At 65.9% G+C, this 16,927-nt stretch carries 17 protein-coding genes and 3 pseudogenes; 10 read left to right on the top strand and 10 right to left on the bottom strand.

Annotated features, from left to right (window positions below; translation table 11 throughout):
- Window positions 1-32: 32 nt before the first annotated feature.
- Window positions 33-1,369: pseudogene (locus M1248_RS20240) on the bottom strand (acetamidase/formamidase family protein).
- A gap of 79 nt (window positions 1,370-1,448) precedes the next feature.
- Here M1248_RS20240 and M1248_RS20235 point away from each other — a divergent pair.
- On the top strand, window positions 1,449-2,003 hold the full coding sequence (locus M1248_RS20235) for a TenA family transcriptional regulator (protein ID WP_317149527.1): 555 nt from the start codon (window positions 1,449-1,451) through the stop codon (window positions 2,001-2,003).
- Window positions 2,000-2,614 (top strand): TenA family protein, encoded by a 615-nt coding sequence (locus M1248_RS20230; protein ID WP_317149526.1) that lies wholly within the window; start codon window positions 2,000-2,002, stop codon window positions 2,612-2,614. The genes M1248_RS20235 and M1248_RS20230 overlap by 4 nt, the downstream gene beginning before the upstream one ends.
- A 10-nt stretch (window positions 2,615-2,624) precedes the next feature.
- Here the strand turns inward: M1248_RS20230 and M1248_RS20225 are convergent, their stop codons facing one another.
- On the bottom strand, window positions 2,625-3,818 hold the full coding sequence (locus M1248_RS20225) for a phytanoyl-CoA dioxygenase family protein (RefSeq protein WP_317149525.1): 1,194 nt from the start codon (window positions 3,816-3,818) through the stop codon (window positions 2,625-2,627).
- A gap of 121 nt (window positions 3,819-3,939) precedes the next feature.
- On the opposite strand from M1248_RS20225, the gene M1248_RS20220 reads away from it, so the two are divergent.
- Window positions 3,940-4,971 (top strand): fused (3R)-hydroxyacyl-ACP dehydratase subunits HadA/HadB, encoded by a 1,032-nt coding sequence (locus M1248_RS20220; protein ID WP_163732277.1) that lies wholly within the window; start codon window positions 3,940-3,942, stop codon window positions 4,969-4,971.
- Between the two features lie 7 nt (window positions 4,972-4,978).
- Here M1248_RS20220 and M1248_RS20215 read toward each other — a convergent pair whose 3' ends face one another.
- The gene (locus tag M1248_RS20215) at window positions 4,979-5,665 is read right to left on the bottom strand and encodes an SDR family oxidoreductase (protein ID WP_163732280.1); all 687 of its coding nucleotides are present in this window, start codon (window positions 5,663-5,665) and stop codon (window positions 4,979-4,981) included.
- On the opposite strand from M1248_RS20215, the pseudogene M1248_RS20210 reads away from it, so the two are divergent.
- Window positions 5,644-6,846 (top strand): annotated as a pseudogene (locus M1248_RS20210) (YbfB/YjiJ family MFS transporter); the annotation flags it as partial. The gene M1248_RS20215 and the pseudogene M1248_RS20210 sit on opposite strands and share 22 nt — an antisense overlap.
- Window positions 6,847-6,885: 39 nt before the next feature.
- Here M1248_RS20210 and M1248_RS20205 read toward each other — a convergent pair.
- Entirely contained in the window at window positions 6,886-7,818 is a 933-nt protein-coding gene (locus tag M1248_RS20205; RefSeq protein WP_317149524.1) for a LysR family transcriptional regulator, read from the bottom strand.
- A 114-nt stretch (window positions 7,819-7,932) separates the two neighbouring features.
- Between M1248_RS20205 and M1248_RS20200 the strand changes: the two genes are divergently transcribed.
- Genes M1248_RS20200 through M1248_RS20185 form a run of 4 tightly spaced genes read left to right on the top strand, consistent with a single transcriptional unit; the run spans window position 7,933 to window position 11,354 of the window.
- Window positions 7,933-8,637 carry an SDR family NAD(P)-dependent oxidoreductase gene (locus M1248_RS20200; protein ID WP_163732287.1) on the top strand — a complete coding sequence of 235 codons (705 nt, stop codon included), beginning with the start codon at window positions 7,933-7,935 and terminating at the stop codon, window positions 8,635-8,637.
- Entirely contained in the window at window positions 8,612-8,992 is a 381-nt protein-coding gene (locus tag M1248_RS20195; RefSeq protein WP_317149523.1) for a nuclear transport factor 2 family protein, read from the top strand. Before M1248_RS20200 ends, M1248_RS20195 begins: the two co-directional genes overlap by 26 nt.
- 29 nt (window positions 8,993-9,021) lie before the next feature.
- A complete protein-coding gene (locus tag M1248_RS20190; protein ID WP_163688866.1) occupies window positions 9,022-10,365 on the top strand; it encodes an NAD(P)/FAD-dependent oxidoreductase in 1,344 nt (447 codons plus the stop codon).
- 35 nt (window positions 10,366-10,400) lie between these two features.
- Window positions 10,401-11,354 (top strand): DUF5996 family protein, encoded by a 954-nt coding sequence (locus M1248_RS20185; RefSeq protein WP_317149522.1) that lies wholly within the window; start codon window positions 10,401-10,403, stop codon window positions 11,352-11,354.
- 193 nt (window positions 11,355-11,547) lie between these two features.
- Here the strand turns inward: M1248_RS20185 and M1248_RS20180 are convergent, their stop codons facing one another.
- The 4 genes and pseudogenes from M1248_RS20180 to M1248_RS20165 form a co-directional block, all read right to left on the bottom strand.
- Window positions 11,548-11,859, bottom strand: coding sequence for a zinc-binding dehydrogenase (locus tag M1248_RS20180; protein ID WP_317149521.1), 312 nt, complete (start codon window positions 11,857-11,859; stop codon window positions 11,548-11,550).
- 169 nt (window positions 11,860-12,028) lie between these two features.
- A pseudogene (locus tag M1248_RS20175) lies at window positions 12,029-12,310 on the bottom strand (alcohol dehydrogenase catalytic domain-containing protein); the annotation flags it as partial.
- Between the two features lie 120 nt (window positions 12,311-12,430).
- Entirely contained in the window at window positions 12,431-12,805 is a 375-nt protein-coding gene (locus M1248_RS20170) for a DUF4267 domain-containing protein (protein ID WP_317149520.1), read from the bottom strand.
- Window positions 12,802-13,278, bottom strand: coding sequence for a DUF1772 domain-containing protein (locus M1248_RS20165; protein ID WP_163732300.1), 477 nt, complete (start codon window positions 13,276-13,278; stop codon window positions 12,802-12,804). Before M1248_RS20165 ends, M1248_RS20170 begins: the two co-directional genes overlap by 4 nt.
- 99 nt (window positions 13,279-13,377) lie before the next feature.
- Here M1248_RS20165 and M1248_RS20160 point away from each other — a divergent pair, with 99 nt between their 5' ends.
- Together M1248_RS20160 and M1248_RS20155 are read left to right on the top strand one after the other, a co-directional pair.
- Entirely contained in the window at window positions 13,378-13,953 is a 576-nt protein-coding gene (locus tag M1248_RS20160; protein ID WP_317149519.1) for a TetR/AcrR family transcriptional regulator, read from the top strand.
- A gap of 58 nt (window positions 13,954-14,011) precedes the next feature.
- Window positions 14,012-14,497: a MarR family winged helix-turn-helix transcriptional regulator gene (locus tag M1248_RS20155; RefSeq protein ID WP_317149518.1), complete on the top strand. Its 486-nt coding sequence runs from the start codon at window positions 14,012-14,014 to the stop codon at window positions 14,495-14,497.
- On the opposite strand, the gene M1248_RS20150 is transcribed toward M1248_RS20155, so the two are convergent.
- Together M1248_RS20150 and M1248_RS20145 are read right to left on the bottom strand one after the other, a co-directional pair.
- Window positions 14,494-15,651 (bottom strand): cellulase family glycosylhydrolase, encoded by a 1,158-nt coding sequence (locus M1248_RS20150; protein WP_197905543.1) that lies wholly within the window; start codon window positions 15,649-15,651, stop codon window positions 14,494-14,496. The two genes, M1248_RS20155 and M1248_RS20150, sit on opposite strands and share 4 nt — an antisense overlap.
- 105 nt (window positions 15,652-15,756) lie before the next feature.
- On the bottom strand, window positions 15,757-16,920 hold the full coding sequence (locus M1248_RS20145) for a ComEC/Rec2 family competence protein (RefSeq protein WP_317149517.1): 1,164 nt from the start codon (window positions 16,918-16,920) through the stop codon (window positions 15,757-15,759).
- Window positions 16,921-16,927 lie beyond the last annotated feature (7 nt).

The raw sequence follows: 16,927 nt of genomic DNA, 5'->3' as shown, positions 1-16,927 counted from the left end.
GATGGATTCGCGGGCTCGCCGCCGGCCGGCGGTCAGGCGAAGTGCGCTTTCCGAATCTGTGCGTGCACCCCGACCGTCTTGTCGACCACTTGGCTGACGGCGAAGTTCGCCGCCGCGGAGAGATATGCGTAGGCCGTCGGACGATCCATGCCGCGATCGTTCTCCAGGAAGTTCAGTGCGTTGATCACGGCGCGACGCATCGCGACGTCCAGGTCGCTTCCCTGTTCATTGGCCGCGCCGTCTGGGTCGGACAGCCCGATCGGAATCCACGAATCCTGGTTCTCCGCAAAGGGGTACATGAAGGCAACCGACGGTGCATCGGCGGTGCCCTTCTTGCACACCGTGAGGCGGAACGTTCCCCGCAACGATCCCTCCATGGCGGTCAGCGCGACTTCGCCGTCGCCCATCGCCATGTGCGGATCGCCGACGTAGAAGAGCGCCCCCTCGGCGAAGACCGGCAGATAGAACGCCGACCCCGGCCCCAGCAGGCCGATGTCGATGTTCCCGCCGCCCAGCGTCGGCGGTACCGAGTTCGCATTCGGCGAGGTCAACCCCGGAGCGTCCGCGTACGCGACGCCCATCATTCCCATGAAGGGCCGCAATGGAAACCGCACTGCCGCCGCTCACCGAACGGCATCACACCGTTGCCTTCTTCGACTGCGGTGAACACCGACACGTTGCCGTATCTGGCGGGATCCTTGGATTTGCGCCCGTCGGTTGCCGCGGGCGGCATCACCTCGTCCAACCTGACGCCCGCGGGCGCTTCGCCCTTCGCGGACAACGCAAGCGCCCCTTTACCGTGCCGGCTGGAGACCACGCCATAGGGCACCCGGGGAACCGCCTCCAGCGTCTCGACCTTCAGGACATCACCCGGCTGTGCGCCTTCGACGAAGATCGGGCCCGTGACGATGTGCGGTCCGTCGACATCGAAATTGCGTGGGGTGCGCCGGTATCCGGCAGCGATATCGATCGCGTCCTTCAGGACGTCTCTTTCGCGTACGCCGTGACCGCCGAAGTACTCGACCGGGTTTCGACCCTGGTCCTCGAGTATGCCTTCGTGCGAAACAGCGTCGATGGTGACCGTCTGCCCTGACCGCATCTGCAGCACCGACTGCGCGTGCACCGTGGGAACGTAACCCCACAGCACCTGGTCGGGCTCCGAACCGAGGTAGTGATCGCCCGGCATGGGGCCGCCACCGGGCTGCAGGATCTCACCGGCGCTCGCCGATGCTCCGCCATCCGCGCCCGGGGACGATGCGCATGCGGCGAGGCCTGCTCCCGCGCTCAGTGCGGCCACCGCCTGAACGAACCGTCGGCGCCCTATCCCCCGCATGATCGTTTCGGCGGCTAGTTCAGCATCACTGTTCATTCTGTGGGCATTCCCGCATCCGATTTCGGACACATTGCCTGGGCGTAACACTTCTCGACCCTGGACTAGTCTTTCGGGCGTGCTCGATGCCCTCTGGACCGCCGCGACCCGGCATCCGTTCCTCGACGCGGTGCGTGACGGCACCATCGGCGACGCGGACTTCGACCGGTGGCTGGCGCAGGACGCACTGTTTGTCGCCGACCTGCTGACCTTTCAGGCGCGGCTGCTCGCGCGGGCGCCGCGCCCGGCTCAGGGGGTGCTCGCGGGGGGATGTGTGGCCCTGGTCGACGAGCTGGACTGGTTCGAGGTGAAGTCGGCCGAGCGGGGCGTCGCCCCGGCGCAGCCCCTGGCGGCGACGGCCGCCTACCGCGAACTGCTGCTGCGGCTCGACACGATGCCTGTCGACGCGGCACTGACGGCCCTCTGGGTCATCGAGCGGGTGTACCTAGTCGCGTGGTCGTCGGCGGTCTCGAGCACTTCACCCCTGCGTGAGTTCGTGGAGCACTGGACCGCGCCCGGCTTCGCCGCATACGTGGACGCGCTCGGGGAACTGGCAACCCCCGAAGGCCACGACGACGTGGTCGCCGAGGTGCTGACGCGTGAGGTGGCGTTCTGGGATATGGCACTGGCATGAGCCTCTCCACTCAGCTGTGGTCCGCCAACGGCGAGCTGGCCGCCGCCGCGCTGGCGCATCCGTTCGTCCGCGGGCTGGGCGACGGCTCGCTGGATCGAGACGTCTTCGCGGGTTACGTCGCACAGGACGCGTTTTTCCTCGAATCCTTCGTCCGCGCTTACGCTTTGGCGCTGGCTCGCAGCACCGATACCCCCACGCTGATCGCATTGGCCGGCTTGATCTCCGGAGTAGCCGATGAGTTGGGTCTGCACAACTCATACGCCGCGCGCTGGGGTATCGACATGGCCGGTGTCGAACCGTCACCGGCGACGCTGGCGTACACCGACTTCCTGCTCGCCACCGCCGCGACGTCCGGCCTGGGTGTGACACTGGCGGCGATGACACCGTGCATGCGCCTCTACGCCTGGCTCGGGACATCGTTGGATGCAGAGACGGCGGGACCGTACGCGGAGTGGGTGCAGACCTATTCCGATCCCGGCTTCGAGAGCTTGGCGTCCCAGCTGGAGGGGCTCCTCGACCAGCACGCCGATGACAGCCCTGCCGTCAGGCAGGCCTACCGGCGGGCAATGCACCTGGAGGTGGCGTTCTTCGAGTCGTCACTGTCACGCTGAAATCCGTGAGCTACTGGCTTGTGTTCAAAGGTGCCGCGTCGGCCATCCTGCGCAGCTCCTTGCGGTCGGCGTCGGCGCCGCCGAGCGAGGGCAGGCTGAAGCTGGTGTACATCACGCGTCGTTCGCGCTGCACCGGCGGCGCAGCCATGTGCAGCGTGCACGAGCAGTGCACCGTGACGTCGCCGGTCTCGGTGGCCAGGTCGACGACCGGAAGATCGAGGCCAGGTTGGAGGCTGGGCGCAGGCCAGACGAGGGCTCGATGTGAACCGGCGACGACGCGGAGCTGACCCGACATCGCGTCGGCGCCGGTGACCGAGATACCGACGGTGAGTCCGCAGCAGTCGTAGCTGTGCCTGCCAAGCGAACAGTCCTTGTGCCACGGGATGTCCGAAATCCCGTGGACGACGCCGATGGGTTTGTAGAGCGCTTCGAGTCGGTTGCCGTCCCATCCGCCGGCGACGTGGCCGTCACCCGTCAACGAAGCGATGCGGGTCAGGCGTTCGTCGGCGACCAGTTCGGCAGCGAGCGGAGATTCCTTGTGGAACCGCTGCATCCGCACCAGCGCACGAGATCCGTCCTTGAGGCCGGCCCACCATGACCGGCCGTCGCCATCGGCGTAACGCGTTGCGGCGAGGTCCATTTCGGCGGACACGGCGGCCATCTCGTCTTCGCTGTACAGACCTTTGATGTGGAGGAAGCCGGCTTGTTCGAGGAACCAGGCCATGTCGGCGGCGGGATCGGCGGGGGTGAACGAACGGCTGAGGTCGAGAGGTCCGCCGGCGCGATCCTCGAATTCGATCGCGCCGGTGCGATGGGGTGTCGTGCCGTCGAGTGTGGCCCGGACCAGGAGCCACCAATTCAGGATGTCGGAGAGGTGTCCCGTCATATCGAGGGAGCCGCTGGCCAACCAGCCCATCGGGGTGACCTTGTCGGCGACGAGTGCGTCGAGCTGCTCGGCGTCGACCCGGATGGCGGAGCCGGTGCTCGGACCCCGTGTGACGGCGACGCGGGCATCGTCGGCGCGCAGCGTCCAGGATCGCCCGTCGACGGTGAGGGTGAGTGGCCGCGGCTGCATCTCCCGCAGCGAAGGACCCAGCCGATCTGTCGCTTCGGCGAACAGCTGAGGCAGTGTGACGTCGAGGAATTCGGCGGGCTCGATGGATGCGGGCTCGCCGTCGACCCTCATTCGCCTGTCGACCGTCATGTGCGTGACCAGCTTAGGCAGGTTGCGGGGGCGCAATCGCAGGATTCCGGGATCAGGGTGCCTGCGCGTTAGTGTGCTTTGGTCGGCTCCGATCAAGCCGACGGAAGAGTTGAGCCAGTACATGACTGCACCAGCAGAAACGTCGCCGATCGAAGCGCGGGTCGGCCACTACTACCAAATGGACGGCACCTACCTGGTCGGCCGCGAGAAGGTGCGTGAATACGCCCGCGCGGTGCAGGACTATCACCCCGCGCACTGGGACGTCGCCGCCGCCGCTGAGCTGGGTTATTCGGACGTCGTCGCGCCGGTCACGTTCACGTCGACGCCCGGTATGAAGTGCAACCGACGCATGTTCGAGTCGATCGTCGTCGGATACGACACGTACCTGCAGACCGAAGAGGTCTTCGAGCAACACCGCCCGATCGTGGCCGGCGACGAATTGACCATCGACGTCGAGCTGACGTCGGTGCGCAGGACGGCGGGCCGGGATTTCATCACCGTCACCAACACGTTCACCGATACCGCAGGCGAGCGCGTGCACACGCTGCACACGACCGTCGTCGGGGTCACCGCCGAGGACATCGACGCGGGGGTCAAGACGGCTGTGCAGAACGCGATGATGCACGACATGAACATCCTGGACATCCCCAGTGTGGATGGCGAGTACGAGAAAGAACTCCGCCCCGAGGGCGAGATCCGGATCGCCGACGGAGGCTTCACCCGCACGCCGGGAACGCCGTCGTTCGACGACGTGAAGGTCGGCGACCAGCTGCCCGTGCACCACACCCGGCTGTCTCGCGGCGACTTGGTGAACTATGCCGGCGTGGCGGGTGACGCCAATCCGATCCATTGGGACGAGACCATCGCGAAGCTGGCCGGACTGCCCGACGTGATCGCCCACGGAATGCTGACCATGGGTTTGGGTGCCGGCTTCCATTCCGCTTGGTCGGGAGATCCCGGCGCGGTGACGCGCTACACGGTTCGGCTGTCTGCGCCGGCCGTTGTGTCGGCCACCGGGGGTACGGACATCGAGTTCAGCGGGCGCGTCAAGTCGTTGGACCCGGCGACGCGCAGCGGTGTGGTGATCGTTGCCGCGAAGTCGGACGGCAAGAAGATCTTCGGTATGGCGACCATGGACGTCCGCTTCCGCTGATCGGCGGTCACTCGCTGCCGGCGTTCGCGGTGGCCAGGCCCGCCTTCACCTTTCGGGACAGTTCATCGGCGAGGATCTCCTTTTCGCCGTTGAGCAGCCCGGTGACGGCCAGCGCGGCGACCTGCGCCGGATCGGTCTTCTGCTCTGGCGGGATGTAACTGACCATGTCGGTGTCCATGTAGCCGACGTGCAGGGCGGCCACGTGAATCCCCTTGGGAGCCAGCTCTGTTCGCATCGCATCGGTGAGAGCCCACGCCGCAGCCTTGGCCGCTGAGTAGGCGCCGGAGGTCGGTGGGTGGGTCCACGACAGGACCGACAGAACGTTGAGGACGCCGCCGCCGCCGTTGCGCTCGATGATCGGGACGAACTCCCGGCTGACGTTCAGCGTTCCGAAGTAGTGCGTTTCCATTTCCGCGCGGATGTCGTCGATGGGTCCGTCGAGCAACGTGGCCCGCGTCGAAATGCCGGCGTTGTTCACCAGCACGGTGACGTCGTCGGCGACGGCCGCCGCACGCCGGATGGACTCCGGATCGGTGACGTCGAGTTGAATTGGCACCACGCCCGGCAGATCGACGGTTTCCGGCCGCCTCGCCGCTGCGTACACCTTCGCTCCACGCGCTACGAGTTCTGCGGCCAGTTGCCGACCCAGACCTCGATTGGCGCCGGTCACCAATGCGATCACGTTCTGCGTCATCGACGTCTCCCTTCCTATGGCGATCACACCCGATCGCTCGACTGCAAGAACACACAATGCTCGACTTCGCGTCCCGGCTGGGAGGCAGCGCCTTACAGCTACGAGCAGATCAGACATGGCCGACGAGGCGCGCGGCGCTTCACGATGGGGAAATGCAATACCACGGACACGTCGTGCGCAGCGCCGCAGCCCTCGCCGCGGCCATGGGGATAGGCCGGTTCGCGTACACGCCCATCCTGCCGCTGATGACCGCGCAGGCGGGCATCACGACGCATACCTCCGCGACCCTGGCGACGGCCAACTATGCCGGCTACCTCGCGGGCGCACTGGCCGGATCCATCTGGCCTCGACTTGCCCGTTCCGTCGCTGTCTGCCGCGCTTCCCTGGTCGTACTCGTCGCCAGTCTGGTCGGAATGCCGTTGATCGCCAGCACAATCGAATGGGCTTTGCTGCGCGCGTTGGCCGGCGTCGCCAGTGCGCTGGTCTTCGTGATCGCCGTCAACACCTTGCTGGAACACCTGCATGAGCGGCCCGCCCATCTCGCCGGCTGGGCACTGGGCGGGGTCGGCGGCGGTATCGCGTTGTCGGCAGTCGTCGTGCTGACAAGCGGTCAGTGGCGGTTGGCGTGGTGGACTTCGGCCGCAGCGGCGGCGGTGCTGGCCGCCGTCGCCTGGACCATGCATCCCGCACCAGAAGGGGCGACGCCGGAGTCGTCAGACCGGCCCGGGCGCCGTCCACCGCATCGTGCCTTCGCGCTGCTCGCGGCGAGCTACACCCTCGAAGGGATCGGGTACATCATCGCGGGCACGTTCCTGGTCGCCGCGGTCGCCCAGGATGCGCCCCACTGGCTCGGTGGCGGGGCGTGGTTGGTGGTCGGCTTGGCGACAGTGCCGTCGGCGGCGCTATGGGCTGCACTCAGCTCTCGCTGGTCACACCCCGGTCTGCTCGCGACAGCGCTGTGCGTGCAGGCCACCGGCATCGCCGTAGCCGGCCTGTTCGGCGGGGTGACCGCAGCACTGGTCGGCGCGGTGCTCTTCGGTGGGACATTCATCGGTGTCAGCACGCTGTCACTGGCGGCCGGGCGTCTGCTGCGCTATCCGCGGGCTGTCGCGTTGCTGACGGCCGGTTATTCAGTCGGTCAGATCGCCGGACCCGCCGCGGTGAGCCCGTTGCTCCACAACGGTTTTCGTACCGCGATGCTCGTCGCTGCGGTGGTGGTGTCAGCCGCCGCTCTCGTCGCCGGGCTGATGCGGATCGTCGGCAGGCAACCACACGGATGGGTCACCGAGTCCGAAGTCGCCGACACCTCGGGTGAATTCGTCGATCAGGGCGTGAATCGCGGGGTTGTCCTCACCCCGCCGCCACACCAGTGACCACGTCCACAACGGTGACGGGTTCACCACCGGTCGACGCACCAGATCTTTCGGCAGTGCTTCGTCCTGGCCTTTGGGATTGTTCAGGACCGCGCGGCGCAACCCTCGCACATGCTCGAAGAACGTCGCTCCGGTGACACCGCCGTCGTCGGTGTGCATGACACGGGCGCCGGTCGCGGAAGCGAACTGCTCTCCGTAGCGATTCCACGACGACCAACTGGCGGCATCGGAGTCGACGAGCACCACGGTGTCACCGGCTTCGACGGGGGACTCGTCGGAACCGGCGGCGAGCGCATAGAGCCGGTCGACCCCGAGGAGTCGCGCCTCGAGCGACAGCTTCTCGAGGTCGCTGTTCTGGACCCAACAGATCGCGAGGTCGAGGCTGCCCTCCGCGACCCGTGCCGCCTGGGCGTGTGACGGCATCACCCAGGTATCCACCCGCAGCTCAGCCACTCCTGCCGCACGCTGCGCCCAGTCGACCGGGCACCAGTTCACGTAGCCGACACGGACAGGCTGTGATACTCCGAGACCCATTGCCCGCCTGCGTAATTCGTCGGCATCGCTGACCAACTCCCGCGCATCCGGAAGCAAAGCCGCGCCCGCAGGTGTGAGAACGACCGATCTTCGGTCCCTTTCGAAGAGGGTCACCTTGAGGTCTTTTTCCAGGGCTTTGATCTGTTGAGACAGCGACGGACCCGCGATGCGCAGACGCTGAGCCGCTCGGCCAAAGTTCAGTTCCTCGGCGACGGCGACGAAGTAGCGCAGCTGCCGCAGCTCCATCGGGTCAGCCTAATAGCCTCGGCCTCCCAGCAGGGAGGTGATTCGTCGCGTCTGCCAGGCATAGCCGCCCTATCTCGGCACGTTGAGCCGGGCATGGCAAGGAAAGGAACAACAATGAACACTTCGACACGGGTCGCCGTCATCACCGGCGCCTCCCAGGGGATCGGCGCCGGACTGGTTCAGGGTTACCGGAAACTGGGCTACGCGGTCGTCGCCAACTCGCGGACCATCGGCGAGAGTGACGATCCGATGGTGCTCACAGTCGCGGGTGACATCTCTTCCCCCGGTGTCGGCCAGCGCGTGATCGATGCCGCGATGCAGCGGTTCGGCCGGGTCGACACCGTCGTCAACAACGCGGGCATCTTCATTCCCAAACCGTTCACCGAATACACCGACAGTGACTTCGACGCCATCACCGGCGTGAATCTGCGCGGCTTCTTCGAGGTCACTGGTGCCGCGCTGGCAGTGATGCCGACCGGCGGCCACATCGTCAACATCTCCACCAGCCTGGTCGACCAGGCCAACTCGCAGGCGCCGTCGGCGCTGGCGTCGCTGACCAAGGGCGGGCTGAACGCCGCCACCAAGGCGCTGGCCGTCGAATATGCCGGTCGTGGCATCCGGTCCAATGCGGTCGCGCTCGGCATCATCGACACACCGATGCACGACCCGTCCACGCACGCGGCGCTTGCCACACTCAACCCGACGGGACGGCTCGGTGACATCGACGACGTCGTCGACGCCGTTCTCTACCTGGAGACGGCCGGCTTCGTCACCGGCGAGATCCTGCATGTCGATGGTGGTCAAAGTGCTGGGCGCTGAGGAGATCCTGCGCGCGGTACTGGACCCGTGGAGGGACGGAATCGACGCGAACGATCCAGACCGGGTGGCCGGCGTCTTCGCTGATGACGCCATCTTTCAGGGGCTGCGGCCGTACAGCGTCGGGCCGCAGGGGGTGTTCGAGTACTACGACGCGCAGCCGCCCGGCATGACGGTGCAGTACCGGATCCTGGAGTCCCGCCGGCTCGGCGCTGATGTGGCGCTCGGCTACCTCGCCGCGGACTTCGCTTTCCGGGACCGCGACACCGTGCACCTCAACATCGGGGTCGTCGTCATCCGCACGAGCAAGGACTGGCACATCGCGTCGTATCAGGCGAGCCCGGCAACCCGTGGGTAGCACCCGCCGAAACGGGTACGGACTGCTACATGAGCAGTGGGCGACCTCGAGTTCTCATCATCGGCGGCGGGTTCGGGGGGTTGTTCTGCGCCCGTCGCCTCGGCCGGGTCGACGTGGACGTCACCCTGCTGGACCGCGCAGCGTGCCATGTGTTCCAGCCGTTGCTCTACCAGTGCGCGACCGGAACGTTGAGCATCGGCCAGATCAGTCGATCGCTGCGTGAAGAACTGTCACGCCACCGCAACGTCAAGACACTGCTCGGCGAGGCCATCCGGCTAGATCCCGAGGCGCGGCGCGTCACGGCCCGTCGGCCCGACGAGTCGAAGTTCGACGTCGACTACGACTACCTGGTGATCGCCGCGGGCATGCGTCAGTCGTATTTCGGGAACGAGGAGTTCGCCGCCTGGGCGCCCGGTATGAAGACACTCGACGATGCGCTCAGCATCCGGCGTCGAGTCTTCGCCGCCTTCGAGATCGCCGAGACCCTGCCGCCAGGCCAAGAGCGGGAGCAGTGGCTCACGTTCGCCGTCACCGGCGCCGGCCCCACCGGCGTCGAATTGGCCGGACAGATACGGGAACTCGCGACCCGCTCACTGGCTAACGAATTCCACAGCATCGAGCCGGAGGACGCCAGGGTGCTGCTGTTCGACGGCGGCGACAGGGTGCTCAAGAGCTTTGCGCCGGCGCTGTCCGAACGGGCGTCGCGGATACTGGAGGAGTTGGGGGTCGAGCTGCACTTCGGCGTGCACGTATCCGACGTCCGGCGCGACGGCGTCACGGTGAGCCCGAAAGACGGTGGTCCCAAACAGGATTACGCCACCCGAACGGTGCTGTGGACCGCCGGCGTCGAGGCTGTGCCGTTCGCGAAGCACGTCGCGAAGGAATTGGACGCCGCCACCGATCGGTCGGGCCGCATCACCGTAGACCCCGATCTGTCGGTGCCGGGGCATCCCGAGGTATTCGTCATCGGTGATCTGGCGGGTCGCGACGGGTTGCCGGGGGTCGCGGAGAACGCGATGCAGGGTGGCTGGCATGCTGCGGCCTGCATTCGGCGTGATGTCGCTCAACGCAAGCGCAAGGATTTCCGTTACCGCGATCTCGGGTCGGCGGCGTACATCAGCCGCGGTCATGCGGTGGTGCAGGCGGGACCGGTCAAGCTCGCGGGCATGATGGGTTGGCTCGGCTGGGGCTTCATCCACATCGCGTTTCTCACCGGCGTGCGCAACCGTTTCAGCACGGTCGCGACATGGATGGCGACGATTGCGCGCGCCAACCGCAGCGACCGCTCGTTCATCCTCGGTGGATCCGGCCATCCGGAGGAGCCCTACACCTGGGAGTCGCCCGTACACCAGGGCAACCGTTCGGCAGACTAGCGGCCCCGGCCAAGCGGGAACGCTAGAGTGCGTAGATGACTGATATCACCACGAAAGCGGCTGCGGCATCGCAGAACTGGCCGTCGTTGCGGGTCGATGACTGGACTGCCACGCGTGAGACCCTGCACATGTGGACACAGATCGTCGGCAAGATACGCCTCGCCCAGGCACCGCTGGTCAACCACTGGTGGCAGGTCACCCTGTACGTGAGTCCGCGAGGCCTGACCACCTCGGCGATTCCCTACGAAGCCGGCGTCTTCGACATCGAGTTCGACTTCATCGAGCACCGGCTGCACATCCGTTGCAGTGACGGCGGCCTCCGTCAGATCGCGCTCGAACCCAAGTCGGTCGCCGCCTTCTATGCCGAAGTGATGGCTGCGCTCGACGAACTCGGCATCGCTGTGCAGCTTCGGGCGAGCCCCAACGAAGTCGATCCCGCGATCCCGTTCGCCGACGACCACACGCACGCCTCCTATGACGCCCAGGCGGCGCACCTGTTCTGGCGTCAACTCGTGTCCGCTGACCGCGTGCTGCACGAGTTCCGCTCGCACTTCCTTGGGAAAGTCAGCCCCGTGCACTTCTTCTGGGGCGCAATGGATCTGGCGTGCACCCGGTTCTCCGGTCGCACCGCGCCCGAGCATCCGGGCGGTGCGCCGAACTGCGGGGACTGGGTGATGGTCGAGGGCTATTCGCACGAGCTGAGCAGCTGCGGCTTCTGGGCCGGCGGCGGTGAAGAAGGCGCTTTCTACGCATACGCATATCCCGAGCCTGAGGGTTTCGCCGACTATCCCGTGAAGCCCTCGCAGGCCTTCTACAGCACGGACTACAAGCAGTTTCTGTTGCCCTATGAGGCGGTACGCACCGCCGCCGACCCGGACCGCACCCTGCTGGAGTTTCTGCATGCGACCTATCGGGCGGCCGCTGATTTGGGCGATTGGGACCGGGCCGCGCTCGAGGTCGATCCGCTCCGGTGGCGCGACAAGCAGTGACGTCGGCGCCCCGCGGCGTTGCACGCTTCTGAGCTCCTGGCGGTTAGACGGCTCATCTGTCGCTCCTTGTCGTGGGATTGGACGTGATTGTCGCGCTTCGGGTGGGATCGGGTAACAAAAAGGGACTAGAAGGTGACGAAATATGCTCGGGCTCTCGATTTTTCGTCGCTCCCGTCAACATTTGGGCCCCGTGTCAATTGCTCGTGGCGGCCAGGAGAATCGTCTTTCCCCGCAGACGTCCTGCGTCGGAGTCCTCATGCACGGCCGCGGACTGTTCCAGTGGCCGGCGGTCCGCGACCTCGATGCGCAGCTGTCGTTCGTCGACGCGACCGACCAGCCCCGCCAACTGCGCGGCGTCACTGCGGACGAATACTCGCTGCGAGCGGACTCCGCGGCCGGGGTTCTGCGGCCCGAAAACCATGGTGCCCACGTGGAAGCCGCCGTCGGCGATCGCGCCGATCAACGCTTCGGTCTGCTCGTCGGTTGTGCTGACGAGGTTGAGCACCACGTCGAACGGTGCCCCCTCGATCTCGACCGGCGACGTCGAAGAGGGCCTGCCACGCTGTCAACGCAGCCTCGGGCAACGCTGCCGCATCGGTCAGGTCCACCGAACGCGGCGCGGCCGCCAGCGACTCGGCCGGCACGAGGGTGAACTCAGCGGCCGCGCCGTCAGCGTCCAGCGGCAGAAACGCGACTACCGCGTCGCCGACCTTCCATCCCTGGACGCCGTCGCCGAGTTCCGCGATCGTGCCCGCGACGTCCACACCCGGGATGTGCGGGAAGCTGATCTCGTACACGTCGGACAGGTAGCCGCCGCGGATACCGGCGTCCACCGGGTTGAACGAAGTCGCCGCCACCTTCACCAGAACCTGCCCCGGCCCAGGTACCGGCCGCGGGGCCTCCTCGTACCGCAGCACATCGCTGCCGCCGTAGCGGTGGTATCGCACAGCCTTCATGTTCTCCTCCTCCAGTAGTGCTTCGATTTCGAAGCATTCAAGTGGAGTAACTACTTCGATGTCGAAGTAATTCCGCGATGCCGGTCTCGGGTGGTCCAGCAACGCGCCTAGGGAACGCGCCTAGGGAAGGAGTAGCAGCGCAGAAGTGATGGCGACAGCGGTGCCGCCGTGGACTCCCAAGGCGATCGATTTGGCGCCGCCGTTGCGGAGCACGATGGTCGCGTCGGCGATCGGAATGAAGGTCGCTGCCAATATCAGCCAGCCGAGAAGGTGGGTCGCACCGCCGACCATCAGGACGATGACGAACAGACCCGATGCGATGTCGCGCACGCCCTTGGCGCGCAAGTAGGCGTGAACCGACGTCTGCTCTGAATCGGGCAGCACACCGTAGCCGGCGGCCGCAACGCGCGGCGCGACGATGAAGCGTGCGCCGATGAAGATGATGCCCGCTGCGATGAGTCCGGCGAGTGTATAGCCGATGGCGATGGCGGTCACGGGATCATCAGCACTACGCAGAGGGCAGCCACCGCCAGGCCTTGCAGCGCTGCACGGGCATCGATGACGCGATCCCACTTTGTCTGCAGCACACGTCCATTCGACAATGTTGCGCCGGCATCGACGGCCGCTGTCAGTTGTCGATTGATCGGCGCGCTCACCTGTGTGTAGAGCGCTATCCAGGCCAAGAGCAGCAGCAGAGCGGCGCCCGCCGCGATCGTCTGCGACCAATGTCCACTGACGGCGGCCAGCATCGCGCTCGTCGCGGAGGCCACGACACCGAGCACTCCTGGCACACGCATGCGCCGGTCCCCATATCGGTGCACTCGTCCCATGATCGCGACCAGCGCACCGTCGTCGAGCGACGCCAGGGCAGGTCGAAGCACAATCGCGCAGAACACGTCGGTGCCGTATACGACTGCGGTCCCGAGCACCGCGAGCAGTGCGGCGATCCTGGCGAGCTCCAAAGCCATGTCACAGCACCCTTCGGGAGTAGGTGCTAGCAACGCTAACCCCGTTGGATCTCGCTGTCAATAGCGGTGCTATCTATTCTAGCGGTGCTAGAGTTCGGCATGGCCATCGATGACCGCCGCGAACGTGAGCGCGCCGCCCGGCGGCGGCTGATCGTCACGACGGCCCGCAGGCTGGCCGAGGACGAGGGCTGGGATGCCGTGACCACACGTCGGCTGTCGACTGAGATCGAGTACAGCCAGCCTGTCCTCTACAAGCACTTCACCGGCATGGAACAGATCGCCGATGCGATCGCCGTCGAGGGGTTCGGCGAGCTCGCCGAGGTGATCAGGGTCGCTCGCCGCGGTGCAGGCGCGGCGGCCGAGGCGTTGCACACCAGCGCCCGCGCCTACCTCGACTTCGCCCGCGACAACCCCGCCGTTTACGACGCGATGTTCACCCGCACCACCGCGCTACGCTTCGCCGCCGACGACACACCTCCCCAGCTGGAGGCAGCCTTTACCGAGTTGCGTCACGCGGTCAGCCTCGTCACCGACGAACAGGATGCCGACGCGCTCACCGAGGTCCTCTGGGCGACGTTGCACGGGCTGGTCACCCTCGGCCGTACCGGACGACTACGCCCGGGCAACGAATCGGAGCGGCTGGATCTGCTCGTCACCCAATTCACCCGCCGCTGAGAAAGCTGAACACGCGGCGTTACTTATTGCTTCGATGTTGAAACACTAGGATGACGCCATGGCGAGCGGTCTGAAGCCTGCGCAAATGCGTACTTACTTCGCACTGACCGAGGCGGTCAGCCTGCTTCAGCACGCGGTGCAGGAACAGTTGCAGGCCGAGGGCGGCCTCAGCTATGTGCAGTTCGAGGTCTTGGCCAAACTGGTCGACGCCAAGCGTCCGCTCACCATGACTGAGCTCGCCGACGGTGTGGTCTACAGCCGCAGCGGCCTGACGCATCAGGCAGGACTGCTGGAGACGGCGGGACTGATCGTCCGCAAAGGCAGCCCCGATGACAAGCGTGCCACCGTCGTTGACATCACCAAGGCGGGTCGTGCGCTGGTCGCCAAGGTTCTTCCCGGTCACATCGACGTGGTCCGCGACCTGCTGTACGGCGCACTCTCCGACGGCGACGTGCACATACTCGGTGACCTCATGAGTCGCGTGCGCGATCACATGCGTGAACGGCCACCCCGTTCGGCCGCACCGCGAAAACGCGCCCCCTAACGAACGGCGGGTGCGCCCGTCGCAATTTGACCAACCCCTGCGAGCTTCTGGATGACGCGAATCTCGTCGTCATTGTGGGCTCGTCCATCGGGGTGGATCAGATCGCTGAACCACGTGTCAGGGAGCTCGGTGTACGGCTGCTGCCACGAATCCCAGGGCAGATAGGTCTGCGTGCGTCCGGCGACGAACCCCCAGTTATAGGCGCCGACGTTGCGCCGCTTGGCGATCGGAAGAATTCCTTCGACCGTGCTCCCCAAGTTCCGCGCCAGGTACTCGGTGCAGATGATCGGGCGCCCCAGCGGGGTGAGTTCGTCGATGCGGGCGTCGAATTCAGCGGGTTCGGCGTAGCTGTGGAAACTGATGATGTCGGAGTGCTCGAGCTGCAGGCCGGCTATCTTGCTGCGGCTTCCCGGATCTTTCCAGTGGCCCTGCCACACGCCACTGGTCAATGGCTGAATCGGGTTGACGGCGCGCACCCATTGGAAGACATGCGGGAGGAAGGCGGCGACCAGTTCCATCTTGTCCTGGTGCTCGACATCGCTGTAGTCCTTCGACGGGTTGTCCGGCTCGTTCCAGACGTCCCAGCCGAGCACGCGAGGATCGTTCGCGAACATGCCCACGACGCCGGTGACATAGCTTTGCAGCACGCGGGTGTAGGCCGGGTCCCGAAGACGATGGGCGCCCGGGCTCTGAACCCATCCGGAGTTGTGCACCCCCTTGATGGGTGCGCGTTGACGGCCCGCCTTCGGTAAGGGATCCCAGCACGAGTCGAACAAAACGAAGAGCGGCTTGATCTGGTGCCTCGCTGCGATGGCCACGAATTCGGAAAGCCGGCTGCTGAACCCGGCCCGATCGGTCGCCCACAACTGGTCGTGCAGGAACACCCGCATGGTGTTCATCCCGATGCGCCGGGCCACGCTCAACTCGCCCGCGATGCGGCGCGCGTCGTAGGTGCCCGCCTGGAACATCTCCAGCTGGTTGACGGCGGTCGACGTGACATAGTTCGCGCCAAGCAACCAGCCTTGCTGCGCGTACCAGGCGTTCGCGCGATCTGCCGACCATCGACTCGCCGCAGCGGAGGCGACGGGAATCTTGGTCAGCGCCGCGGCCGCTGCCAGGTACAACGGGAGCTTGAGAGCAGTTCGCCGGTGCACCAGACGACCATAATGTCGCGGATCGAAATGTTTGCTGTCGTGTCTCATGTTGCAACGCAACAGGTTTCAAATCGTTATCTAGCAGCCCCGAGCGGGGTCGAAAATCTAGGTCCACAGTTTGGCGCGGCTGAAGTCGACCGATTGGGTCGGACGGTCGCCGAAGCGCCACAACTCCCGACGCCGTCCCCGCAGTAGCAGGCCGAAGGATCCGGCGTCGGGACTGTCCGGTGCGGTGGTGGTATCGCTGGTGTAGAAAATGCGCAACTCGGCGTCGGATTTGTGATCTTTGGGCAGCCCGGTGGCAGGGTTCAGCTTGCTCGCGACGGGATCGAGTGCCTCCCGAATGGCTTCCTGAGACACGGTGTGGGGGAAGCCGTATTTCGTGCCGCTGGCAGTCGACGACACCAGGGTGATCGCAGGATGGATGCGTTCGACGAGTTCCAAGTTGACGCCGTGCTTCGACGCATGGTGCGAAACTTTGAAAACGTCGGCCGACAGCAGGTCTCGGTTTCCCGTCGCGGCCGCGATCGCCCTGGCCTGCGCGCTGCCCGATGCCGCCAGGAACGGGAAGTCGGTCGCCACGAACGACCAGGACAACGTCTGGGCGTCGCCGCCGAGGATCAGCGTCGCCGAGGCCGGGTTGGCCGCCCAGTTGGACTGTCCGCCGAGCGAGGCGAGGTCGGCCAGCGCGCGGGCGGGATGCTCGATCCGCAACGAGATCGAGGAGTCGTTGATCTCGACTCCGTAAGTGTCGAAACGGTTTCGCAGGTGAATCGAGGGGCTCAGCACTGTCACCGCGACCTGGCCGAAGAAACGATGCATTCCGCTGGTCGGCTGGGTGTAAACGATGTTCGTGCGGGTACCGATCTCTCGAAGCATGTTCTGGTAGGACGCGGCGGTGTGGAAGAACCCAGGCTCCCACACCTCGGCTACGTGCTCACCGCGGGCCTGAAAGAGTTGGGCCATACCTGCGATGTGATCGTGGTGTGGATGGGTCGCGACCACGAGCGCGATGGTGGCGTCCGCCGGGTTGGCGAATGAAATGAGGCCCACCTGTTCCAGCGCGTCGAGAAGATCGATGACCTTATCGGTGACACCGGCATCGACGACGATCACCCGGCGGATGCCATCGGGTCCCAGGGGCAACACAATCACTTGAGCGTCGGCATCTCCGACGCTCAGGCAGAAGTAGACGAGGTCATTGTCTCGGACCGCATTGACGAAGTCGGCCGCGGTCAGTCGGTGGTCCTCCAGCGGCAGCGGTTTCATCGAGGCC

This window comes from Mycobacterium sp. 29Ha, from assembly GCF_032883055.1.
GTDB lineage: Bacteria > Actinomycetota > Actinomycetes > Mycobacteriales > Mycobacteriaceae > Mycobacterium > Mycobacterium gallinarum.
The sequence above is the reverse complement of the archived record's forward strand: the minus strand, read 5'-3'. Positions and strand labels throughout refer to the sequence as shown.